The organism is Clostridium sp. HGF2 (genome assembly GCF_964240115.1).
In the GTDB taxonomy this organism is placed as follows: Bacteria; Bacillota_I; Bacilli_A; order Erysipelotrichales; family Erysipelotrichaceae; genus Clostridium_AQ; species Clostridium_AQ innocuum.
The window spans coordinates 90015-114506 of the sequence record NZ_CAXSSO010000001.1 but is presented as its reverse complement, the minus strand read 5'-3'; the positions used below and the strand labels follow the sequence as shown (position 1 = coordinate 114506).

Below are 24492 nucleotides of genomic sequence, written 5' to 3'. Positions count from 1 at the left end.
ATGCGGCTATTATACGGTAAATACGATCATTAGGCAATATGAAAAATAAATAGCCAGGTGAATTTATTCTATCACTGGTAGAAAACGAACACGTTGTCTATGAAAAAACAGATGAGGGATATTCATCATCCAACACCTGCTTTTATCCTATATCCTGAAATCTCAGACAGACTGCTATTCTGCTTTTACAATCAGACAGGATTTCTTACAAAAGACGATTCCGTATGCGACGATATCTGTATAGCCTTTCTTATACAGAACTTCCAGATACTTCCTATCTTTTATCTGCCGGCATGCCTGTTCTGCGGCTATTTCCATATGTTCCATATTTTTTACCACCTTTACTTCAAACAACAGGCCTCTTTCTTTGGCATATGCCGGAAGAACAGCAAGATCAAACCTGCCTTCTCCTGATTCCTGATTAGACACTACCTGATAGTCATTTAACATGCCTATTAAAACACCATGATAGAACCTTTCATTGTAATCAAAATAGCTGATTGACTGAAATAAAACATCGTTCAGTACTTTATTAGCCGCTTTCACATCTTCTACCATCAGCGCTTCTGCAAATTTTATACTGTTTTGCATTATCTGCTGTTCGAACCATTCACGGAAGATCATCGTATAAATCCGATTGATTTCCTTGTTTGGAATCATCAACTGGTAGATTCCCTTCTCTTGATCCGTACATTGAACAGCTTTCAGATAACCGGTAAACAGTAAAAAGCTGTAAATATTATTAACTTGATCCAATTCCCTATACGTTATATTATCCTTGATTGTTTTTTCAATAACTCCGCCTGATGCCAGTATATCGAATTCTTCTCTCATTTTAGAGCTTGCTTCTTTTACGTAGCGATAGATAATATCATTTCCACTCGTATTCGCCCAAAAAGACTCCGGTGTTTGTTTATCCGTTTTAATCAATTTATCAAGATACATCAAAACACTCCACGGGTTAGACTCTGTCCGCTAGTAGCGTAAATTTCACAGTTTCCAAACTGATAGCCATCGCGCCATGGGCGGGCAGCGCCTACCATTCCTTTACCTGCCCCTGATATTCATTTGCCTGATAATCAAGCAACAAGGAATCGATTTCATTCTGCGTGAAGCCAAATCGCTGTTTGGAGGTCTCATCAAAAACAGAAAGCACCTTAAAATTATTCAGTCCGGTAAAAAGGCTAAAGCCCGCCTGTGGTGTCGATTCTTTCGCAATCCTTAAACAGCCTGTCAGTATCCCTTTCTCTAAGGCATTGTTTGTTTTTAAAGCAGCACTGAATACATTTCCAAGGAAAGCAACCATATCATCATAATAACCGTTCAAGTAGGCATTCTGTAAAGGGACATCACGCCATGGGCGGGCAGCGCCTATTCATCGATGAGTATGATTACCTGCTTTTGATAATGTTGTTCCAGACATCCCGAAATGAATCTTAAAGCATTTTGCAGCTCCACTTCATTTTGTGCACCACGGTATAAACTTTTCATTCGCTCCTTGTCAAATTCATTGATCCGCTCACTTGTTAGCAATTCATGATTATTTCTAATGATTTCCTGCATCAGATAGGAAAACATTGTCAGTTGTTTTTCAAAGGTATTATTTTTCATATCTTTTAAAGTAAGAAAAATAACCGGATACTGATTCTGTAGTTTCATAACCTGCGCATCTTTTGTGATATCCAATCCCTCAAACAGATAAGCGCTTTCCTTTTGTTTGATCGAAAAGAAATAATACAGCACGCCTGGGCGGGCAGCGCCTACTCATATTCAAGGTCTTTCCCGCTACTAGCGCGCCTCTTGTCGGATACCAAAGGTATCGACACTATTTCGGTGAAATCGCCTCGGTCTTGTATATAACGCTACTTTTTCATTGCATACATCTTTGATAAAGTCCGTTTTATCGACATAATAATATTGATGATCAATCATTTCTTTGAAATTTTCTATACCGATTGGCAAAGCTTTCATATTATCAGCTCCTGTCTGCATAGCTTTATTATATCATACTCTTTCTACATTATATCATGCAGGTGGGTATGAATTTCATGTATGATGAAGCCTAATACAAATGCCCTTACAACAAAGCAGAGAAGTAGATATGAAATTCGGTAAAACCAAATTCTGCATGATTTGCGTTTAGAATAGCTAAGAAAAGGAATGCCCTATTATAAGCACTCCCATACTAATTCTTTATCACGCTATGCCATGGTCACCTCAGTTATTTCGATATGGTAAGTTCCCTTATTCTGCTTCACAGCAAGTGTCATATGCTCCAGGTAATGAAATGTAACATCTCCATCAGGATCATCATAGTGTACTGTGGTTATCAGCAACAAGGTATTTTCATCCTGTATCGTCAGGTTACTATCTATATTGGCGATTCCAATGTGTTTGGTATCATTCGCCAGCACGGTATTCTCCTTCATGATGGATGTAAAAACGGTGACTTCATTCTCACGATCAAGTGTTCCATCTGCGTTTATGACACAATTTCCTTCATAAGCAACACTGTATCCCTCACTCACCGGCTGCGTTAGAGAAAATGACAGTATCTGTTTATCCGATAATGCTTTCGTATGGGTCTCCAATATGACAGGTTGTTGCGTTACTTCTATTTCCGGTTTCTCACCTGCACTAGAGCATCCGCATAAGCAGACCATACATATCACAGAAACCCATATTCGGAATTTTAAGTGTTTTTCTTTGTCTTCAAGCATCTTCATGCTCCTGTGCTTCAAAGCGTGAAGGTTATGTATAACCATTACTACCAACCCCTATCGTTCCTCTTACACCTATATACTATCATATAAATTTTAAAGGAAACAGGCTGGTAATATAACATTTTCGTTGTTATGATTACTTTATACAGTATTCTATAAATACAGCACTGAGCTTTAATTATCGCAAACGTAATTTCACGGAGTTTCTAATATCTTTAAGCTGGCACAGTTTCCTAAACCTCATCCACTTTGGCCAGTACAATCGTAGAATCGTCCTTACGTCTTGTCTTTTTTAACAGCTCCGTAAAGCTTTCCACATCCGCCTTCACACTTGTCTGTGTCCTCTGATTGAGCCATTTATAAATCTCATTCATATATATGCCATCAGATATCATAAGGTATTCATCCCCTGCCTTTACATCAACCTGGAAGCAGTCCGGCTGCATCTGACTGATGATTCCCACAGGCAACGCACTGCCGTTAATTTCATATATCTGATCATCCCGCAGCAGAAATGTCGGACAGGCTGCGGATTTTGATATGTAGGCAACCCCCTGTGAACGGTTAAAGCAAATGACATCCAGCGTTGCATAGGTATCGCTTTGAATCAGCTTGTTTATACATTTGATGGCGCTGTCCTGTGGAATTCCACTGACCATCATACGTTGGAAAATATTCGTAATCAGGCGTGAGCTTTGGGCAGCACGCTCACCGTTTCCCATACCATCCGAAATCATGCACACCACACTCTGACGGAATCTGAAGATGGAAAAGGTGTCCCCGCTGGAGGTGTAGGAGTTTTTTACACTGTCCGCATAGGCATCAATGACAAAGGGAATATCATCACAGACGGTGATGGAATGATAGCCGCGCATGAATTTTCGATTGCGAATGTCCGCGATCTGCAGATTGCGGTGAAGCAGGACCTCAAGCAGCGGAAGCAGCGTGGTTCGTATTTCTCCGCGTTTGATATTTGCTATTTCCACACAAACCTGTATACAGCCCTCCTTCGGCTCTTCAATACTCAGCTCACGCACATCATATTGATAGCCTTCCAGCGCCTTGGCGACACGTACCGTATCCTTTTCGTAGCCGTCTATTTTTCGTATGGCGTCTGCATTATATTGCAAAGCATTGGACATATTGGCAAGCAGTTCAGCCTGCACATCACTGATCTGTGCATAATATTCCGACAGGGATTGAAAGATATTGGCATAATTCTGCATCTGCCGCTTTAGCATACTCGTCTGAGAAAGCCGGTACTCCTGTTCATTTTGAAGCTCCGTACTCATATGCAGGGAAGCTGCATTCGCCGGTACAAGCAGAACACCGCTCATACACAGCAGCAGATATATCAAATCCTCTGTATTATCCGGATACAGGAAACATGCACCCAGCAACAGCAGCATGGCACTCTTGCGCTCCTTTTTCAAAACACTTAAAAGAACCGTAAGGACAAGTGCCGGCAGCACACGGATATCCAGCAGGAAATATATCATCAGCGCCACAGTCACTGTGATCCATGCATTGCTTGATAAAGCAATCAGCAGCATGGTAATCATAATGACCTCCTGTGCATATACTGGTAACAGCTCCACCCCCAATAAGCCGATGGTAAACAGCAGAATTCCCCGCATGCAGGCATTATGCAGCATCCCCTTCTGAATCCACTGATAATCCGCAAACAGCTCCTGCATCAACACAAAGCTCAGTACCGGCAGAATCACAGCCGTATTGTGCAGTCCATACTGCTGGACACTGAACGCCGCACTTAACAGTGCTGTCAGATACGGCATCCACTGGTATAAATTCTGATTCATCACCTTAACCATATGAATAATCACAAAGTAACAGGCAAAGCCAAGCGCATAGCTGTACGCCGGCAGAATTCCTCTGGTTAACGAGCAAAGAAGAATAAAAAATACGCTGATCATCGCTTCCCGGATTGTACGCATATAGGAATAGGATACATACAGAAATGCAAGTGTATAACTAAGCGGAGAAGCCAGTGTACCAAGAATTATTGAAATTCCGGCACAGGCCAAATCCTCCGCATGAATGGAAAATTTCCCCTTCAGTCTCTTGTTCATCACCTTTTCCAAACAAAACCACCTCTTTCATGCGTTATTGTAGAAGACATTTCGCATGGATTCTGTCATATTTTGTCTGTTCTGCAAAATTGCCTGCTTTTCCACAGCATTCTTCATCATCCTGACATTCCCTAACTCTTCAAATTGCATTTCCCCGTCAAACAAGCGCCTTGCATTAGTCCAGACAGTTTTTCACACGTTCCTTTATTTCACGGAACAGCTCACTGTCACGCCTTAAATGTGCTTTGACATCAATAATTCTGGCAGTATTGATCCATTTTGCATCATTGATGAACAAAACCGATTCCTTATTCATTCCCTTGATTTTCCCCAGGCGCATCAAATGACGCTTCCCTTTCGGATTCTCCTTGCTGTAGGCCTGCAGATAAGCCGTATGATTCCCGCTCATCGGCACAACGAATGCCTTGTTATGAAAAATTGTTATAATCAGACCAAAATGCTGATAACCGATTTCTGCAATGTATGCTTCACCAAAATCTATATAACAGATATCACCAACACGGATATCCACACCAAGCTCACCACAGCTTCCCGCATGACGGCGTTCTCTCAGATTCTGTTCCGACACCAGCCGCGGTATCGCCTCCTTCACACTCAAAGATGCATAATCCATGCTCTTCTCCTCGATGTAGCATTCCCACAGATCCTTCCAATACGCCTTCTCTCCAAGGGAACCCTCCTTCTGATCCTCATCGACCATTTCGTATAATTTTTTAACTTCCATTTTTCTCACCTCACTATATACATACGATAGAAAAAGGGCCAATTCCTAAAAAATCCTGAAATTGCGGATATTTTTTTTACTAAAATCCACAAAGTCTTCATAATTAGGGAAAATGCCGTAAATGTCCCATAAAAACAATTCTTACAATATGGAGTCATTCACAACAGCATTCCTACAGCTGTTTCCTGTTAGAAGAAAGGAAAATGTAAAAATAATACAAAATATAACACTCTCTGTAATGGCTTTGCCTATAGTAAAAACAACAGCCATGTCTGACATCGCAGCTATGAAATCGGTGTTGCTTTAACGCTATGGCAAACAAAGATATAATTTTCATTACACGAGTATCAAATACAAAATGTAAAAAAGAGAATCCAAGCACTGCAATCATGGTCGCAGCCCTGTATTCTCATATTTTTTATTTTCATCCTGAATGTCAAGGATTTCTACAGCATTAGATTTGCTATTTTTCCTGTTTCGTATCCGGACTTTTCTTTGAAAATTTCCGATACAGCTTTCTGGCACGCTTCTGAATGGTATTTGCTATCGACAGCAATGGGTGATACTGCTTGGATATCATCCCGGAAAACTCGATAAACAGCTCAACAACCAGTGCGATGATAAACAAAACAAGAAATCCTGTCGCTTTATTTATCAGATAGATGTACGCTGTAAAGCCGAACAGCGCAGTCACCACATACAAAATAATGACCGTATTGCGATGTCCGAACCGCTGCATAAGCAGATGGTGCAGATGGTTCTTGTCGGCTTCGGAAAATTTATGCCCACTCAGCTTTCTTCTCAAAATTGCCCCAATGGTATCCACAATGGGAACCGCCAGCAGCAGAATCGGAAGTGCCAGTGTCATAATCGTGGAGCTCTTGAAGCCCAGCAATGAGATAGCGGATATAATAAAGCCCAGAAACAAGGCTCCGCAGTCCCCCATGAAAATACTTGCCGGATGTGAATTATACAGCAGAAACCCCATGGTTGCCCCTGCCAGAATCAAAGACATCGTCTGGATATCCAGACGTCCCTCGATCACGGAAAGACATGCAATGACAACCAGAATAATCGCAGAGATTCCCCCTGCCAGACCATCCAGTCCGTCAATCAGGTTCACCGCATTGGTGATACCGATAATCCACACAAAGGTTACAATAAAGGATACCAGTCCCATATCGATGGAAATTCCCATCGGCAGACGGATCACATCGAGTGAAACCTTTCCCACTGTCATCAAAACGATGGCGGCAGCAACTTCAAATGCAAGCTTATACTTCGGTTTCAGATTGACCATATCATCGATCAGACCGCCTATGAACATGATTGTCCCACCAATCAGAATACCGTTGATGGTCATATCCGTCTTCATAAAAACCGCCATGCACACGACAAAGGATATATAAATGGCTACACCGCCAATACGTGCGATTTTTCCCTTATGTACGGTTCGCTCATTCACCTGTGCATAAATATCCAGCCGGTAGGCGACGATTTTCAGAAAAGGAGTAATCAGTGCGGATAAGGCCAATGGAATAATCAGATATTTCAGCCAATCCATATAGATACCTCGCTTTTATTTTCTATTGTACAAGATGCAGATTCTCGAGCAGAATTCCCGTACCTTCGGCCACACAGCGAAGTGCATTCTCCGCAACATATACCGGAATGTGCAGTTCATTACGCAGCAGCTCGTCAATACCGTGCAGCAGTGCACCGCCACCGGTCAGTACGATACCTCTTGTCACAATATCACTTGCTAGCTCGGGAGGTGTCTGTTCCAGAACCGTTTTGCAGGCACGAACAACATCCTGCAGACTTTCCGCCATACTGCCCTGAATTTCCTCACTGGACAGGGTAATGGTTGTCGGCAGACCGGTTACCAGGTCACGTCCACTTACTTCAATCGTTTCATGCATGCTGCCCTTCCATGCAGTTCCGATCTGTTTCTTCACTTCCTCTGCTGTACGATCACCAATCAGCAGCTTTTTATTTTCTTTAACAAATTTGATAATATCACGATCCAGCGTATCCCCTGCAATCTTCAGGGAGGTACTGCTTACGATTTCACCTAAAGAAATCACCGCAACGTCAGTCGTACCACCACCGATATCCAGAACCATGCATCCGCTTGGCTTTCCGATATCCAGTCCGGCACCGACAGCAGCCACCTTCGGCTCCTCCTCGATATACACTTTTTTCGCACCTGCACGATAAGCTGCATCACGAATGGCATTTCTTTCCACACTGGTGATGTTGCTTGGACAGCAGATCAGAATGGTAGGACGCTTAAACATCCCCTTGATAGCCAGCTTCTTGAAAAAGAAGTTCAGCATGATTTCCGTTACCTCGAAATCCGCAATAACCCCATCCTTCAGAGGACGGATTGCCAGTACTCTGCCCGGTGTTCTTCCAAGCATGTCCTTCGCATCTTGCCCGGCAGCCAGACATTTCTTTGTTTCTGCATCTATCGCAACTACACTAGGCTCGTCAATTACGATGCCTTCACCTTTTACATACATTAGTAAGTTTGCTGTTCCTAAGTCGATTCCTACTTCTTTTGAAAACATAGTCCTTCATTCCTTTCGTGCGTTCATATTTCTTCCATAAGAATTTGATCCGCATTTTTTACAGTAGTCCGCACAGATTCTGAAATAGATAAGAAATATCCGTTTTCAGACATTCCATGCGCTATTTATACTCAATTTCAAGCAATTACCATTATAACACAAAATCCGAAATGTAAAAGTGTTAATATGCCTTTCCTTTTCTTAAAATTCCGTAATATGTATGGATGGGCTTTCACATATGAAAATAGTACCGCAAGGGTACTATTTGATCTCAGCGTTCGTTTTGCCGTACATCAGCTCCGGATCTATAATCTTGCCGTTTTTCTCTACGACGATATGCAGATGATTGCCCAGCTCCTTGTTGTAAATATTGCTTCCGGCCTTTGCAATGGGATCCTTCTGATTGACCTTATCGCCCTTTTTCACAGTGATATCGGACAGGCTCTGATAGGTTATGCTCAGATCCTTGCTGGTGATTGTAACACTTTTGCCGAAGATATTATCTTCCTTCACATCACTCACCTCGCCGCTGAAGCTTGCCAGAACATCGAAAGCCTCTTTGTTGAAGGAATAGTCCATGCCCTGATTGGCTCGGTAGACGCCTTCAAACTTCGTCATACTGTCAACCTTGCTGTCCTTTCCATCAAAATAATCAAGAACGACCTCTGCCTTGACCGCAAACGGCTGGATGCCTTTTTCTTCCTCAGCTGAGCTGGGAAGCGAGAGCACCGGCGTGGTATCTTCCTTAAACACGGAAGTGTCCTTTGCAGGATTCTTCATGGAATATTCATAAGTCAGAAAGGCAGCTGCGGCAATCAGCAGGCAGCTTAAGGAAACAATCAGTCTGCGTTTTGGAAATTTCTTTTCCTTTGTATAGCTATACATTTCATCACCTCTAGTGATGATTATGCCCGCCCCTTTTTTCTTTATACATCATTCTTTTACAATCTGTACACCGGTATAATAATGCTTCAGTATTTCCTTGTAATTCTTTTTCTCCAGCGCCATTCCCTGCGCCCCGTACTGACTCATGCCGAGACCATGACCAAAGCCTCTGGTTGTTACCGCATAACCGCCGCTTGTTTTCTTTATGGAAAAGCAGGAGGAGCGAAGATTCAGCTTTTCACGAATCTCTCTGCCACTGAAGACAATGCGGTCAATCGTTATGGATTTTACATAGCCGGAAGCGTAATGGGAAGGCTTTCCCACTTCCTTCACCGGATTCTCAAAGCCGAGCATCGTATGAAAATCCTCCTCTGAAATAACAGCTGTTTTTTCATAGCCGTCTTCCTCTTTATCCCAATGTGAATCCACACTGCGCAGATACGGCGTCCTGCTGTCCCAGTATTCCTCACTGTTGGCAGTCTTACCACAGGATCCGCTAAAGAACACGGCAGAAATCGGTTCGCCCTGATAGGTCATGATTTCCCCTTCTGTCTCCTGCAGCGCCTTCACAACTCTGGCATGCATCTTATCATAGGAGCTCCCCCAGATCTGACGCATCTGTTTATCATCGTGATATACCTGTGTCCGTGTAGTGTCATCCACCTCAAAGCCGCGCTTTGTCACAAAGGTTCTGGCCGCCACACACTGTGCCTTCAACGCCTCCATCTCAAAGGAAGCAGGCATCTCCGAGCCGATGACTCCCTCCAGGTATGTTTCCAGCGGCAGCTTCAGGCTGGTCCCATCCTGTCTTGTAATATGTACAATCTGTTCTTTGTCCTTTGCTTTCTCCTTATCCTTCTTTTCCTGCTCCTGCACCGATTCTTTGCCTGTATTCCATAAAATCGGTGAGGATGTGCCCATATTCAGCCAGAGAAAAAAAGAGATAAGAATAATGGAGAGTACAAGGAGAAACTTCACAGCTATCTTCAAAAAATCACACCCTCTCTACACTGTATGAAAGGGTGTGTGCACTTATTCCTCGGTATCCGGATGCAGCTTTTTTTTAAACTCACTTGGCGATACATTATAGTATTTCTTAAATACCTTGTTGAAATAGAGCTGATCATCCATACCGACCGCCGCTGCGACATCTTTGATCATGCTGGACTCCCCGCGCAGCAGCTCCATCGCTTTTTTCATTTTCTTCTCATTGATATAGTAATTCAGATTCACGCCGGTTTCATTTTTAAACAAGCGGCTCAAAGAGCTTTCATTCATACCGATGCTGTCTGCGATTTCCTTTAGTGTCAGCTTGCGGTTCAGGTTTGCATCAATATATTCCATAACCTCCAGAATCTTGCGGCGATAGCGTCTGTTTGATTGATCCTTCATCCATGCCTCAATCTGATCAAACGAGGAGGAGACAATTTCCTCCAGCTTGTCTGCTGTTTCACACAGTCGCAGCTTTGCTGTTATCGTATCAAACGGAAAGGCCTGCCGAATCCCCCGTGCCATTTCATTTCCCTCTATATTATGGAAAATGAAGATGAAATACTCCAGTACCGCATGCGGATCAATTTCATGAAATTTCATATACTCCAGAGTTTCCTTCAGCTTGTGCTGTACCGTATCAAAATCCTTAGCGGCAACCGCGTTCAGCAGCTCCAGATGAAAGGTCACCTCATTCATATCCAGCTCCTGAAACGCGTCATGCTCCTCGCTTTGAATCAGACATCCCTCACCCACATAAAACCTTCGCTCATGTGATTTCAGAAGCAGCTCGAACTGATCGTAAAATTCATCCAGTGATGCAATGATATCCGACAATGTAATGGACAGATGTATATCCAGATACTGTGTGATATTTCGAATGATGCTGTTGCATATATTCAGAATACGAAGCTTTTCTCTGCTTTCAAACATCAGGATGCCAGAATGGTTGCTCATAAAAATCAGGTGATGATGCACGGCAAGCGGCATGGATTCCCGTATTAAATCCTGCAGATGCTTATGCAGTGCCGCATGGTCCTTCAGCTTGGTTCGATACAGATGATTGATGTTATCCACGCGAAAATATGCCATCTGAAATCCCTTTTGATAGGGCTCAAACACCGGCTGTGACAGTGTTTCCTGAAATTCCTTACGGCTCAGAATATGCTCATTCTTGGTAAGAATCAGACATTGCTGCAGCTCCTTTAACGCAGATTCATATTCCACATGGTCATTCAAACTGCTTTCCACACAGGATTCCTTCACCTGCGTGATAATGCGTTCCAGCTCCTTCTTTTCCAACGTAACCTTTAAAAGATAATCAAACGCACCGGCCTTCATGGCATCCCGCACATATTCAAAATCGGAATAATTGCTGAGTGCAATCACCTGTGTGTTTTTATTGACCTCCTTGATTTTGGATATCAGATCAATTCCATCCATACCCGGCATTTTCAAATCCGTAATAACGATTTCCGGCTGCATATCCGTGAAAATGTGAAATGCTTCCTCCCCATCCTTTGCTGTAGCGATTACCTCACAGTCAAGTGCCTTCCAATCAATCATGTTTTTTAATGTGATCCGGATTAAGCGCTCATCATCTGCTATCAGTACCTTGTACATGAGGCCTACCTCCCCTCTGTTTTTTTAAACGGCAGCAGCAGTGTCACAATCGTACCGGTGCCTACCACGCTTTGTATATCCATCGAATAGTCTTCTCCATACATGAGACGAATACGCTCCTGAATATTTCCAATGCCGATACCGCTCAGCTTCTTATTGCGGTTTTCCTGCATATCCAAAGCGAAGCCCTTGCCGTTGTCACCAATCTCTATTTTCAGATATTTTCCCTCCGCCTTGGCGCGAATTGTCAGAATCTGATGCTCCCTGTCCTCCTCAAAGGCATGAAGAATGCTGTTCTCTGCAATCGGTTGCAGCAGAAATTTCAAAATAGCACAGCTGCGCACGTTATCATCTATATTATATACGGTTTCAAACACATCACCATAGCGAAGCTTCTGAATGATGATATAATTTTTCAGATTTTCGATTTCCTCTTCCACCGTAACAACTTCCTTGCTGTCCACAATGGTGTTGCGCAGCAGTCTGGCAAGGGCGGTGATTCCCTCACTGACCGGCTTATCCTCATTCAGGATGGCAAGGTAATGCAGTGTGTTCAGGGTATTGAACAGGAAATGCGGGTTGATCTGTGCCTGCAGCAGCTGAAACTGGGTTTCTCTTTTCTGTTCCTGCTCCTGGTGCACGGTATGCAGCAGCTCCTGTACCCGATCCAGCAGGTCATTGAAGTTGATACTCAGTTCATGAATTTCATCACGTCCATCATCCTCCACACGATTCATTGCCAGATTATTCTCATCCAGTGTCCGCATGGAATACAGAATGTTATGAACCGGGTCATAGATGCTGTGATATACGAAGTAGGCAATGGCAGCCAGAAGGACAAAGAAGACGATTCCATATGCCACCAGCATATTACGAAAATTATGGATTTCCTCCAGCACATAGTTTTCATCATTCAGATAAACCACATACCAGGGCGTTCCCTCAATTTTTTTATCAGACATATAATAGGAATGCTGATTGATCTCTACGGTGGATGCCTGTAAATCAATGATTTCCTTTATATCATCCGGATTGCTTCCAAACAGAACCTGTCCTTTTGCATCAACGACAAGCATATGGCTTCCTGCCTGCGTGGATTGTGAGAGGGATGCGTTGAAGGCTTCCTGCGCAAAGCTGCAAAATACATAACCCAGCGGCTGATCATACAGATCCCGAATTTCCCTTGTCAGCATAATCATCTGCGCTTCGTTATCATACAGCCAGTAGCCGCCCTGCTTCTGTGCCTGAATTTCTGCTTTATATGCTTTTAAATCTACGGGAAAGAGGGTTCCCTCCTCATAGAGCAGCTTCCCTGTTTCATCATACAGCTGCAGCCCCTTTCTGCCGGCAAGCAGGTCATTGTCGTGCAGATTATGAGAGAAGGCACGCCGCATTGCGGTATCTGCAGGATAGTATAAATAATTCCGCAAGTAGGTGGATGCCGCAAGATTATCGATTTGTTCATTTAATGCATTCGCATTCAAATGGAAGATTTCCTCGGACATGGTCACCATCTGTGCAGACGCCTGTTCATTTTTATCCCGTATAACAGTTGTGCTAAAGGAATAATAGATAAGAAAAAACACAATCATCAGACAAAGCGGTACAAAGATAAAGGCCAGCGTCAGTCTTGTTTTAATATCCGTTCTGCGCAGCAGATTTCTGTTTCCTCTCAGCATAACAACCAGCACCTTTCATCATGTATCAGCTGTAGGTCCTTTTCTATCTATAAATAAAGCCTCTACAGTCCGTTGTATACGGAAATAGCAAGCAAAAACTGCGCTACGAGATATCCCAGACCCAGAGACAGCAGCAACAGCAGCAGACGCACCTGACCAGGCTTTCTCACATTTGTAAAGGTTTCAAAACGTACACAGCTCAATGCCCAGAAGCTCAGTGTAAAGGATAGTACATGAACAGCCAGATTCATTAGAAAATATTGCATATATAACCTCCATAAGTTTATTATACCTGTTTCCACATTTATAAAAGCGTGCCTGACATCCATGAGATGGCGGTCGCAGTACGCGTTTACATAGCAAGTGCTTATCCATATATCCTACAGACAATACTGGTGCAGGCTTCACACTCCTGTTTTTATCCCGGATTTTTCACAGATGATCACTATTACAAGCTGTAATACTGCAATCATACAAATGCTGTGAATACGAGGGCTTCGCTTACTCAAGCCGCGCCGTCTTTAGCACCTGGTTCAAATACTCCATCCATTTGTAAAGGGAAGGATAGAAAAGAAAAGACATAAGCCGTCTTGGAAATGCTTCCTATTTTACAATCATACAAGTATAGCGACGCTGCTCATCTGTATAATTCGCCTATTTCATTCTGGTTACATTATACCATAAGATGAAATGCTCCGGCAGTTTTTCCTTATAAAATATAGGACAAGCTCCTGTCAGTTTTCAGATGATATTGTAATGTGCTATACCTGTGGGGATAAGCATGAAAGAATAAACGAAAGGTATGAAATAATCTAATTTTCATAAAACTTTATGTTCGCGAATGGTAGAGAAATCTATGGCATATCGTTGGAAAGGCTGTCCATAGAAAGCTGCATTTTCACAGAAAATTTGTGTAATTCGCAAGTCATGTCAAGTATTTCCTAAATCTTTCCCTTATAATAGAAGCAGTATATAAATGAGGTGAAGCAATATGTATGAGTGGCAGAAGCAGATTCAGATTATTGTTGATGAAATTGACAGCTGCATAAAAAGCTATCAGGATGAAGCACTGACACTGCGAACCCTTTCACAAAAGCTGGGCTATTCTGAATATTATACAACGAGAAAGTTCAAGGAGATATCCGGTATGAAGCTTCGGGAATATCTCCGACAGCGAAAGCTGGCCTTCGCCCTGAAGGAAATCCGTGACAGTGAGAAAAGCATATTGAAGATTGCTCTTGATTATGGCTTTTCTTCTCATGAGGCGTTTACCAGAGCATTTAAAGCTGCATACGGAAGGACACCGAGTGCGTACCGGAAACAGCCCAGTCCTGTTGTTCTACGTACCAAAATCAATCCGTTTGACCGCTATCTTCTAGGTCTGGATGAGCTTGGAGAAATAAATTCAGCGAAAGCTGTAAAGACCTATTTCGTGACCATTCCCGCACATAAGTTCCTGTTTATCGAAAACCGGGAGAGTAACGGCTACTGGGATTTCTGGCAGAAGCAGAATCAGATTCCCGGCCAGGATATGGATACGGTTTGCGGGCTACTGGACAGCATCAAAGGAAAGCTCGATGATAGTGGCGGGAGTGACATCAACAGCGGAGGCGGTCAGATTATGGCCTATCGCAATGATCGAAACGGCAGATTGTGTGACTGGGGATACCTGCGGACAGAGTGTTATGGTGTTCGTCTTCCTGTTCATTATACCGGAGATGTGCCACATGATATGCAGCTGCTTGATATTGCGGAAGCGAAGTATCTTGTATTTGAACACGGACCATTTGATTATGAGCAGGAGAATCGAAGTGTTGAGCATAGAATGGAGGATGCAATGACTGCATTTGATTTTACAAATACCGGCTACTGCTTTGATGATACCCCCGGCAGAATGCTGTACTTTTACTTTCAGCCGGAGCGCTACTGGAAGTATATACGTCCGGTGAAAAAAAGGATGCAATAATCTGTGCTGTTATTTTACTTTTTCTGAAAGCTTAGAACATTTCTTATTTTGTTTAAATCAGTTAGCAGTTTTTATTCTCCTGCTGCAAATATAAAATATCTTTATTCTTTTGATAGTATACAAACAGAACCACATTTTATTTCATCATAAAACAAAAATGCTCTACTGTTCCTATTGCCATACGCTGATTCGGAAGCCTTAATAAAAAGTTATGAGAAGTGCTCTCTCCTTTTTATAGGCTGGTATGCGATAGGAGTTTTTGGCCTATGCTATACGCAAGCAGAATTCTTTTATTTCCTTTCCACATTAGAAAAGGTATAATAAATATGAAAATCATTTAAAGGTGGGTGAAAAAATGCTTTCAGAGAAAGAATTATTAAATATATTAGATAATAAAGAAAAAGTAAATGTTGAATTTAAAGAAGCTAAAAGAGGAGTACCTAAAAGTATATATGAAACTTATTCTTCTTTTGCCAATACCAATGGCGGCTTGATTATTTTAGGAGTAAAAGAAATAAAAACAGGCACAGCTGTAAATTATGAAATTAGTGGAGTAGAAAATGCAAATTCTATTATTTCTGACTTTTGGAATACGATAAATTCCGGTAAAGTAAATAGAAACATTTTAAAGGATGCAGACGTTTATTCATTAACAGTCCAGGGCTTAGAGCTTGTTATTCTGCATATACCAAGAGCCTTGTACAATCAGAAACCTATCTATATCGGCAGTAATCCTTATGCCGGTACGTTTAAAAGAAATTTTGAAGGAGATTATAGATGTACGAAGGAATCTGTAAATTCAATGATACGTGACTCTTTTCAGAACGCTGGCGATAATGAGATTCTCGAATGGTTAAATATTGGCGATCTTGATAAAAACACAATTGCAGTATACAGGACACGATTTAGAAATAATAATGAAGGGCATATTTATGAAGAATTATCAGATAAAGACTTTCTAACAAAGATGGGTGCATACCGCTTTGATAAGAAAAGAAATATTGAGGGAGTTACATCTGCAGGTGTTTTGATGTTTGGGAAAACTGAAACATTTAACGAAATTTATCATAATGTCAATCTGGATTATAGAGATGAAACCAATTTGTTTGGTGATATGCGTTGGAGTGATCGAATAATAGAAAATGGTTTATGGGAGAAAAATTTATATAATTTCATTACAAAAGTGTATCCTAAACTTATTTCTGAATTCCCTGTACCATTTCAAATGAAAGATTCATTGCAAAGAAATGATGAAACAAAATTGCAGGTAGCTGCTAGAGAAGCATTAGTTAATTCAGTTATACATGCTGATTTTAAGGAAGAAAGCTGCTCAATATTGGTTATTAAAAAAGACAATTACATTTCTTATTCTAATCCAGGGTTACTGAGAATTCCTATTGAACAGATTTATCAAGGTGGAGTATCTGTTCCTAGAAATATCACATTACAAAAACTTTTCAGGTTTATTGGATTTGGAGAAAGTGCAGGATCTGGATATGACAAAATATTAGCTCCCTCCAGAGCTGAAGGCTTTCAAGTGCCTGAGTTGTATGAAAATCAAGACATGAGAATTACGAATCTTAAGTTATGGATTGTAAAGAAAGAGCATGGGGCATTAAGTGGGGCATTAAGTGGGGCATTAAGTGGGGCATTAGAAAAGCCAAATCATATATTAAATGAAAAAGAACAGATTGTTTTAAATGTTATAAGAGAATTTCCTAATCTAAATAGAAAGAAAATCTTTGAAAAAACAAAGATTCCTCTAACTAGCTTGGATCGGTATTTAGATAAACTAATAGCTTTAGATTTAATTCAGAAGAAAGGTTCACGTAAGACAGTCAGTTATAATGTCAAAAATACTGATATATAATAAAGCTTCATACATATCACGGAATCGATTCTTTGATTTATAACTGTGTAATGGACTCAACATACTATGAAACATGTAACTGATGATAACTGCGGACATCATGAAGAACAGACAGGAATTGATCCTAAAGGAAGGTATCTATAAGAAATTTAAATTCATGATAATCATGCACTGTTAAGGATTTCCAGTATAGAAAAAGGAGTGAAAGACCTATAAATCTTCACTCCTTTGTTTTACCTATATCTCAAAGTCAATTGTAATCAATTCGAAAGTGACTTACAACTGCCCCTCCTCAATCATCTGTTTAAAAGCCTCCATGGCAATTTTATAGCTGTGCTTACCCATTCCTGCAATTTGACCCAGACATTCGGATGCCGTCACAGAGATATGACGGAAATCATCCCGTCCATGGATATTGGACATGTGAACTTCAATTGCCGGTATCAGCGTATGTACGGACTCCAATGCATCCTTAATTGCATAGCTGTAATGCGTGAATGCTCCCGGGTTTAGTACCAGCGGAATCTTGCATCCACTTTTCTCCGCTTCAAAATATAAGCTCTGGAAGTAATCGATAAGTGCCCCTTCCCCATTGCTCTGAAATGCCTCAACCTCAAATCCGATGGATGCACCATATTCCTTCAGCTCTTCGATCAAATCAGCGTATAACTGATTTCCGTACTGCCCTTTGTTTCGTATTCCATAGAAATTATTATTTGGTCCGTTTACAATTACTAATTTTCGCATATTCTCTCTCCTAATCTACCCACGGCTTCTGACTTATGATCGTATGAAGTACCTCGTTGTTTCCTCTTTTTAACTCGATAACAATGCCATTCGGCATTTTCAGCCAGTTATCCCCAGGCGGAAGAACTGTGCAGCCCCATGCAAGACACTTCTCATGAACATTGTCGTAATCTGTTGTCATAAGAGCTATGTGATCCAGTCTGCCTTCCTTTTCGTCAAAGGTGATATCCTCATTCAATTGAATCCCGGCATGCAGCCAGATTTTACGATTCGGTTTCTCACCCAGAGAAAGTCTAATCGGCATATCAAATACCTCAGTAAAGAATTTCACACACCAGTCCAGATCCTTCACCTTACATGCTGTATGCTCTACATATGTTGCCATAGCACTACCCCTTTTTCAATGACGGTTCATACTTTAAAATATACTTTTCGATTCCTTTTACGCAGGCTACCAGCGTCTGGTTCACCGGTGTTGCAATACCGTATTTTTTCCCCCATTCCACAATGGAGCCGTTGATGAAATCAATTTCTGTGGGGCGCTTTAATTCCAGAGACTGCAGAATAGAGGTTTTAAACGTTCCCGGCAGTCCCTCACTTGCGGCAACCCATGGGTATTGCGGATCTTCACTCTTCAATACGACACCGGCTGCCTTTGCGACCTGAATTCCTTCCTGAATTGCGGCTACCGCTACATCCTTAATATAATCCTCTTCATACAGCGGACCGTAAGGTAAACGCGTAATTCCACACAATGCCCCTGCCGCAACATTAATCAGCAGTTTATCCCAGATCAGACCCTTGATATTATCACTTACCTCACACAGCAGCCCTGCATCATTGAATACGTTGCATACCGTTTGAATGCGGTCCGTGATTTCTCCGTTCAATTCACCGATATAGGTCCATTTCCCCTGTACGCCTGCGGAGATATAGCCCGCCTGAATCAGTCTGCCGCCAACATACGTTTTACCGCTGATGACATTTTCAGAGCCGATGACAGAAGCAATCGTTTCTTCATTGCCCAAACCGTTTTGTAAGGACATGACCAGGGTGTTTTTTCCGATAACATTCGTCTGCTTTAACTGCTCCACTGCCTGCTTTGTCGCAAAGGATTTCACAAGGACAATGACCAGATCCGCCTCACCGATCGTATCGGCAGTTGTTCTTGCGTCCACCCTGACATACCAGTCTTCTTTTTCATTTGTCATATGCAGACCGTCTTTGTTGATCAGATCCACATGCTCCTGCCACATATCAACGAAATGGACATCGTTTCCGCCAATCGCCAGAGTTCCGCCAATCGTACTACCCAAAGCACCGGCACCTAACATTACTATTTTCATATTCCGCCTCCCGGTTTACTTTTCTTCCAAAGGGAAGAACTTCAGAATATGGATGGCAAAGACAACGATTTCTCCCTTTTGGTTAAAGATTTCCAATTTTGAATACGTTTTATTTGTTTCTTCTTCGATTCTGTCAACGGTATATCTGCAGGTCAGCGTATCTCCGAAATATACCGGATTGATAAAACGCAGCTTATCATATCCGTAGGATGCGGAAGGAACCGGTGATTTTACCTGTTCCTGAATTTTTGTGGATGCTGTACATCCGATTGCAAATGTTAAGATACCGTGTGCGATTCTAGTGCCGTACATTGTTTTCTTCATGTATTCCTCATTGAAATGCATCTGACTGTAATCGCCCGTCAAGCCACCGAACAGTACGACATCTGTTTCCGTAATCGTTTTTTCAAATACTGCGCTGTCCCCTATTTTTAAAGGGATATCCACTTTTGTGATTTCTTTTTTTTCTGCCATGTTTTTTCTCCTTTGTAATTTGTTATGTAATCAAAAACTGACTCCATCCTATGCATACCAGGCATAGAACCCGACTATGACCTCATATGACTTGCGCACAGCCCATTCATATTTACTGATTGATAAATTCGTTATAGATATTCATTTTTTCTTCCCTGAAAATACGTGCATCCATTTCCTTCAGATCCTCTGCAATCTCAGGTACAAAGCCCATCTGATCGATGACATCCTTCTGTACATCAATTCCCGGAGCGATTTCTGTAAGAACCACCTTACCGTTCATCAGCTTGAACACAGCTCGTTCTGTAATGTAGATAACTTCCTGTTTCTGCTTTTCCGCCTGTTTCGCAGAGAAGGTCACGGAGCTGACATTCTTTATCAGCTTTTCAAACCTGCCTTCCTGCTGTATTGTTATTTTTCCATCTCTGATTTCTGTTAACAGCTTACCGGCACGCAGGGTTCCGCACAGTACCACTTTTTTACTTCCTGCAACAATATTGACAAAGCCGCCGGTTCCCATAATTTTGCCATTGAAATGATGAACATTCACATCCCCGTTCTCATCCAGTTCGGCAAAGGACAGGAATGCCACATCCAGACCACCGCCGTCATAGAAGTCAAACTGTGCAGGCATATCCATCACCGCTCTTGCATTGACTGTTGCGCCAAAGAAGATTCCCTGTGCCGTAGCACCACCGACCGGCCCGGTTTCCACGGTTAACGTAAAGGCATCCTGAACACCCTCTTCACGTGCAACATTTCCGATTCCATCCGCAATTCCGACACCGACATTTCCAACATATCCCGGACGAACCTCCATCAGTGCTCTTCTTGCGACAACCTTTCGCTGATCAAGCGGCAGCATCGTCACCGCACTGTCATCGGCGATATAATCTCCCGAAAAGAACCTGTCAGAACCGTTATATAACTGTTCCTGCTTCTCCTCCACAACGATTGCATCCACCAGGAAGCCTGGAATTTTTACGCTTTTCGGATGCAGGGTACCTGCTTTTACCAGCCGTTTTACCTGCAGGATAACCGTTCCTCCGTTATTGTGAACCGCCTGTGCAAGCTGGAGAACATCGATATAGGTGATTTCCTCCTCCATGGATGCATAGCCTTCTGTATCAGCAGTCGTTGCACGTATTAGGCAAACATCCAACGGAACAACCGGATAATACAGCCATTCCTTTCCATCTACGTTCATAACCTTGATTAGGTCTTCCTTCGTTACTTCATTCAGCTTACCGCCACTTACTCGGGGATCGATAAATGTCCCAAGACCCACATGGCTGAGAATTCCCGGCTGTCCTGCCGCAGCGGTTCTTGCCAGCTGTGCCATGATGCCTTGTGGAAAATTATACGCTTCAATCTTGTTCTCACTTGCCATTTCCGCAAGTCTTGGTGACTGTCCCCAATGTCCTCCGATCACACGCTTCACGAGACCTTCCAGGGCGAGTGGTGACATGCCGCGGTCATTTCGATCCCCCAATCCGGTAGAATGCCACAGCGTTAAATTTTTCGGACAGCCAGTTTCCACATACCGCTCATGCAGGGCATTGATCAGTGCATAGGGATCAACGATTCCACCGCCTGCACCGGAAACTGCCACCGTATCCTGATCCGCAATATACTCCACTGCTTCTCTGGCAGACAATACTTGCGGCTTTGTTCCATTCCTCTTGATTTTTGACATATCCTTATCCTTTCCTTTATATAGAAATTATAGGAATTGTAGGAAAAAAAAGAAACTGTCTATTCCGTTGAAATCAAAAATTATCTTGCTTGTTTTCATTCATTTTTCTATAATAAAAGGGTAATACAGGTAACTATCCTGCTTTTTCAAAAAATTATATTGCTAAATTTGGAGGTGTCCTATGTTCTTATCTGATATTTTGAACGAAAAAAAACAATCCACCCCAGTCTTTACGAAGGAGCCGATCATATCCAGATTGTCCCATAGCTTCAATGATGCACACTGGTCCTATCCCTACCATGTACATAAACAGGAAACCGAGCTGATATATTTTTCACAGGGAAAAGCAAGCTACCAGATTAACAACGAGATTTTTCATGTTTCCGAAGGCGATCTGCTGATTGTGAATAAGGGCTGTATCCATTCCATTACATCCGATTATGAGGATCCGATTTCCTGCTGGACGTGCGCCATTACCGATTTTACAATGGCAAATGCAAAAGCTGCGGACTGTTTCTTATCACTGGATAAAAAGCCGTATGCACATGCCGGAGAACATAAAAAAATCATTGCGGATATCTTTGAAACACTGGAAATGTTTTCGCAACAGAAAACACAGTCCTCTGCGGCAATTTGTAACGCTTTGGCAAACGCTCTGGCACATATTTACTTTCATATCTTTCAAAATGCAGTTACGGACAGGAAGAAAAAGAAGTCAACATTTGCTCAGGATATCTTATTCTATATAAATGAAAACTATGCTTCCGATATCACGTTAAAGGAACTGACAGAGCATTTTCACATCAGCAGTGATTATATTTCCCATAAATTCAAAGAAACCTATGGAATCTCACCAATCAATTATGTGATTGACCGGCGAATCAGTGAAGCGAAATGGATGCTGATCAATACGAGTGATTCCCTGATTTCCATTTCCTCTCAGGTGGGATATGACAATACGACTCATTTTGCAAAGCTGTTTCTAAAAAGAGTCGGCTATCCCCCTCTGGAATACCGGAAGCGCTTTGGCATGAAGATAAGCAGTGAGGAATAGAAGGGCTGTTTCCTTTCGTTTTGTGGTTTATCAGAAAAGGCCTTTTCTCTGATGGAAGGGAACAGGATTGGAAAAAAGATAGTATGTTCTGTTATTACTCCCATGGTGGTGAATGGCGCAATATCACACAAGAAAGCTTCATCTTAATCGTGACAGCAATCGCATCTGCCAGGGAATAGACCACGCAGTGTTCAAATATTTACATACAAAAACGAATAGGTGCCGTTGCCTGGTTCTTTCTTACTTTAGGATGTTTGCAAAAGGGAGACTTCAACTTTTATTGATAATACAATCGTGTTGAAGTCTCCCTGTTTTATGTTTACCCATAATCGGGAAAAAACCGGCGTCCCTACCTTATTCGATTTTTATTTATGCAGCTTCTGTATGTGCTTTCTGTGCTATCGTGTTCTGTAATCATACATATCCCCGGACTGGATGTATGCACACGGGATTTCTGCTTTGATAGCGGTTGGCAGATACGTTATCATATATTCCATACCCGGTTCCTCCAGATTAAAGTGTCCCATACCGATAATCGCTTTATCCATGCCCAGCATACTGCTGTCCCGAATGTATTCCGCCAGTGTAAAATCCACTACTTCCATGGTGAGATAACAGTTGATATTTTCCTGATCAGCTTCCTGAATGGAATCTCTGGCATCTCCCAGTATATGAAAGGGAATCCTTACTTTTTCTACTGTGCTGTTCTTGTTTCCTATGATTTTTACACCGTTTAGCTGCAGTTTCTGAATCAGAAAATCCGCAAGCTCTTTGACTGTTGTTTTTGGTATTGTGAAATGCAATGGATGATGAATATCCTTTGTAATATATTGCGTCCAGCCCAGTTTATCCGCCACACCATAAAAAATACCATCGGTATAGCTGCCATCTTCCATCGGTATGCCGGAATGAATATAGTCATGATCTCTCCAGACAACGATTCCCGCCTCATCGAGCAGCTTCTTCTTTGCGAGAAAGGACTGGTTGTTCTCTTCCTGCAGCCAGTCTGTATGATCTCCGTGATTCCAAAACAAGGCTTCATGTGCAATGATTAGATTTGCGCCGCGCTTTGCCGCTTCTCTTATGACATCCACACTTGCCCAGCAGGTGGTGATGATGCCTGTACATTCCTGATGAGGGTTTCCATACAGAACCTTATCCCTTGTTGTCTGCTCATTAATCTGCTTCCCTTCAAATACTCCTTTATGATACTCTTTTATATGATCAATTACCGTTTGTATCAGCATAAAATCACTCCTTTTCTATGTTTATGGTTCCAGATAACGCTTTTTTAAATTCCTGATTCTTTTCTCACTCATACCGTATTCAGCTTCAAAAAATTCCTCCCAGCCCGGATACCGCTTTTCCACCTCATCAAAGGAGGAGCGCAACAGCGATTCATGTACACTGCAGCAATGCACCAGCATATCTCTGGTATCTCCCTGAAATCCAAGCTCTTTCGCATGACGCAGAGTATCCGGTAGAATATACGCATTACTCAACAGATATTCCTGCATAATCACATCCTCTTTTACACCAAGCATTTTCTGAAGAAGTGCCGCGAGTACACCGGTACGGTCCTTGCCGGAGCTGCAATGAAGCAAAACAGCTCCATCATCCGTTTCCATCAGATTTAGCAGAAGTGCCAATGCAGGATTGTGAAACGGCAGAATCCGATATCCCTCATGTATAAAGGAAGCCGCCCTTTTTATATCCTCGACAGTTGAGCTTTTATCAATCAGCATAAAAAAATAAAAATTCTCCAGTCCGTCCCTTGTCTTTAACGCAGACATATGATGTGATACAAACGCATCGCTAAGCTGATAGGCATGGGCACAGCACTCCTCATCACTTCGCAGGTCAACGATATGACGAATACCGCATTCTCTCATTCCGTTTATATCCTGCACCGTGATCGGTATTGGAGCACCGCTTCGATACAGCATGTGATTCCTGATGTTTCTGCCATCCGCTGTTTTTCCCGCTACTCTGCGAAAATTCGGTATCGTGATCCTGTTCGCTTCCATCTGG

The 24492-nt window shown here is 42.2% G+C and carries 22 protein-coding genes and 1 pseudogene; 3 read left to right on the top strand and 20 right to left on the bottom strand.

The features are described 5' to 3' along the window. Positions 1-174 precede the first annotated feature (174 nt). The 13 genes and pseudogenes from ACESPQ_RS00540 to ACESPQ_RS00480 all read right to left on the bottom strand — a co-directional run bounded on the left by ACESPQ_RS00540 (position 175) and on the right by ACESPQ_RS00480 (position 13574). Complete coding sequence (locus tag ACESPQ_RS00540; protein ID WP_002606335.1) at positions 175-945, bottom strand: PD-(D/E)XK nuclease domain-containing protein; 771 nt, start codon at positions 943-945, stop codon at positions 175-177. A 91-nt stretch (positions 946-1036) separates the two neighbouring features. Then, positions 1037-1327 carry an AAA family ATPase gene (locus tag ACESPQ_RS00535; protein WP_373143756.1) on the bottom strand — a complete coding sequence of 97 codons (291 nt, stop codon included), beginning with the start codon at positions 1325-1327 and terminating at the stop codon, positions 1037-1039. Between the two features lie 44 nt (positions 1328-1371). Further along, positions 1372-1932: pseudogene (locus ACESPQ_RS00530) on the bottom strand (AAA family ATPase). 269 nt (positions 1933-2201) lie between these two features. Further along, positions 2202-2720, bottom strand: coding sequence for a hypothetical protein (locus ACESPQ_RS00525; RefSeq protein ID WP_109769897.1), 519 nt, complete (start codon positions 2718-2720; stop codon positions 2202-2204). Between the two features lie 236 nt (positions 2721-2956). Then, positions 2957-4816, bottom strand: coding sequence for a SpoIIE family protein phosphatase (locus ACESPQ_RS00520; protein ID WP_233105367.1), 1860 nt, complete (start codon positions 4814-4816; stop codon positions 2957-2959). A 172-nt stretch (positions 4817-4988) separates the two neighbouring features. Then, a complete protein-coding gene (locus ACESPQ_RS00515) occupies positions 4989-5558 on the bottom strand; it encodes a hypothetical protein (protein ID WP_002606342.1) in 570 nt (189 codons plus the stop codon). A 463-nt stretch (positions 5559-6021) separates the two neighbouring features. Then, the gene (locus ACESPQ_RS00510) at positions 6022-7122 is read right to left on the bottom strand and encodes an MraY family glycosyltransferase (protein ID WP_008816354.1); all 1101 of its coding nucleotides are present in this window, start codon (positions 7120-7122) and stop codon (positions 6022-6024) included. Positions 7123-7144: 22 nt separating this feature from the next. Further along, positions 7145-8131, bottom strand: coding sequence for a rod shape-determining protein (locus ACESPQ_RS00505; RefSeq protein WP_002606344.1), 987 nt, complete (start codon positions 8129-8131; stop codon positions 7145-7147). 261 nt (positions 8132-8392) lie between these two features. Then, positions 8393-9016, bottom strand: coding sequence for a M23 family metallopeptidase (locus ACESPQ_RS00500; RefSeq protein ID WP_002606345.1), 624 nt, complete (start codon positions 9014-9016; stop codon positions 8393-8395). A gap of 48 nt (positions 9017-9064) precedes the next feature. Further along, positions 9065-10006 carry a stage II sporulation protein D gene (spoIID, locus tag ACESPQ_RS00495; RefSeq protein ID WP_109769898.1) on the bottom strand — a complete coding sequence of 314 codons (942 nt, stop codon included), beginning with the start codon at positions 10004-10006 and terminating at the stop codon, positions 9065-9067. Positions 10007-10048: 42 nt separating this feature from the next. Further along, on the bottom strand, positions 10049-11629 hold the full coding sequence (locus ACESPQ_RS00490) for a response regulator (protein ID WP_002606347.1): 1581 nt from the start codon (positions 11627-11629) through the stop codon (positions 10049-10051). A gap of 5 nt (positions 11630-11634) precedes the next feature. Further along, positions 11635-13308 (bottom strand): sensor histidine kinase, encoded by a 1674-nt coding sequence (locus ACESPQ_RS00485; protein ID WP_109769899.1) that lies wholly within the window; start codon positions 13306-13308, stop codon positions 11635-11637. Between the two features lie 62 nt (positions 13309-13370). Continuing rightward, positions 13371-13574, bottom strand: a complete 204-nt coding sequence (locus ACESPQ_RS00480; RefSeq protein WP_002606349.1) for a DUF1146 family protein — start codon at positions 13572-13574, stop codon at positions 13371-13373. Between the two features lie 725 nt (positions 13575-14299). Between ACESPQ_RS00480 and ACESPQ_RS00475 the strand changes: the two genes are divergently transcribed. Further along, complete coding sequence (locus tag ACESPQ_RS00475) at positions 14300-15274, top strand: helix-turn-helix transcriptional regulator (RefSeq protein ID WP_373143754.1); 975 nt, start codon at positions 14300-14302, stop codon at positions 15272-15274. 355 nt (positions 15275-15629) lie between these two features. Beyond that, on the top strand, positions 15630-17144 hold the full coding sequence (locus ACESPQ_RS00470) for an RNA-binding domain-containing protein (RefSeq protein WP_002606351.1): 1515 nt from the start codon (positions 15630-15632) through the stop codon (positions 17142-17144). A 276-nt stretch (positions 17145-17420) separates the two neighbouring features. On the opposite strand, the gene ACESPQ_RS00465 is transcribed toward ACESPQ_RS00470, so the two are convergent. From ACESPQ_RS00465 to ACESPQ_RS00445, 5 genes are all read right to left on the bottom strand, one after another. Continuing rightward, on the bottom strand, positions 17421-17891 hold the full coding sequence (locus ACESPQ_RS00465) for a type II 3-dehydroquinate dehydratase (protein WP_002606352.1): 471 nt from the start codon (positions 17889-17891) through the stop codon (positions 17421-17423). A 10-nt stretch (positions 17892-17901) separates the two neighbouring features. Then, complete coding sequence (locus ACESPQ_RS00460; protein ID WP_022300602.1) at positions 17902-18276, bottom strand: VOC family protein; 375 nt, start codon at positions 18274-18276, stop codon at positions 17902-17904. A 4-nt stretch (positions 18277-18280) separates the two neighbouring features. Continuing rightward, positions 18281-19237, bottom strand: coding sequence for a ketopantoate reductase family protein (locus ACESPQ_RS00455; RefSeq protein ID WP_002606354.1), 957 nt, complete (start codon positions 19235-19237; stop codon positions 18281-18283). 15 nt (positions 19238-19252) lie between these two features. Continuing rightward, on the bottom strand, positions 19253-19711 hold the full coding sequence (locus ACESPQ_RS00450; RefSeq protein ID WP_002606355.1) for a MaoC family dehydratase: 459 nt from the start codon (positions 19709-19711) through the stop codon (positions 19253-19255). 112 nt (positions 19712-19823) lie between these two features. Continuing rightward, positions 19824-21407: an acyl CoA:acetate/3-ketoacid CoA transferase gene (locus ACESPQ_RS00445; RefSeq protein WP_002606356.1), complete on the bottom strand. Its 1584-nt coding sequence runs from the start codon at positions 21405-21407 to the stop codon at positions 19824-19826. Positions 21408-21588: 181 nt separating this feature from the next. On the opposite strand from ACESPQ_RS00445, the gene ACESPQ_RS00440 reads away from it, so the two are divergent. Further along, positions 21589-22461, top strand: a complete 873-nt coding sequence (locus tag ACESPQ_RS00440) for an AraC family transcriptional regulator (protein ID WP_044904582.1) — start codon at positions 21589-21591, stop codon at positions 22459-22461. A gap of 398 nt (positions 22462-22859) precedes the next feature. Here the strand turns inward: ACESPQ_RS00440 and ACESPQ_RS00435 are convergent, their stop codons facing one another. Together ACESPQ_RS00435 and ACESPQ_RS00430 are read right to left on the bottom strand one after the other, a co-directional pair. Beyond that, positions 22860-23708 (bottom strand): Nif3-like dinuclear metal center hexameric protein, encoded by an 849-nt coding sequence (locus ACESPQ_RS00435; protein ID WP_109769901.1) that lies wholly within the window; start codon positions 23706-23708, stop codon positions 22860-22862. A 21-nt stretch (positions 23709-23729) separates the two neighbouring features. Further along, positions 23730-24488: a tyrosine-protein phosphatase gene (locus ACESPQ_RS00430; protein WP_233105361.1), complete on the bottom strand. Its 759-nt coding sequence runs from the start codon at positions 24486-24488 to the stop codon at positions 23730-23732. Positions 24489-24492 lie beyond the last annotated feature (4 nt).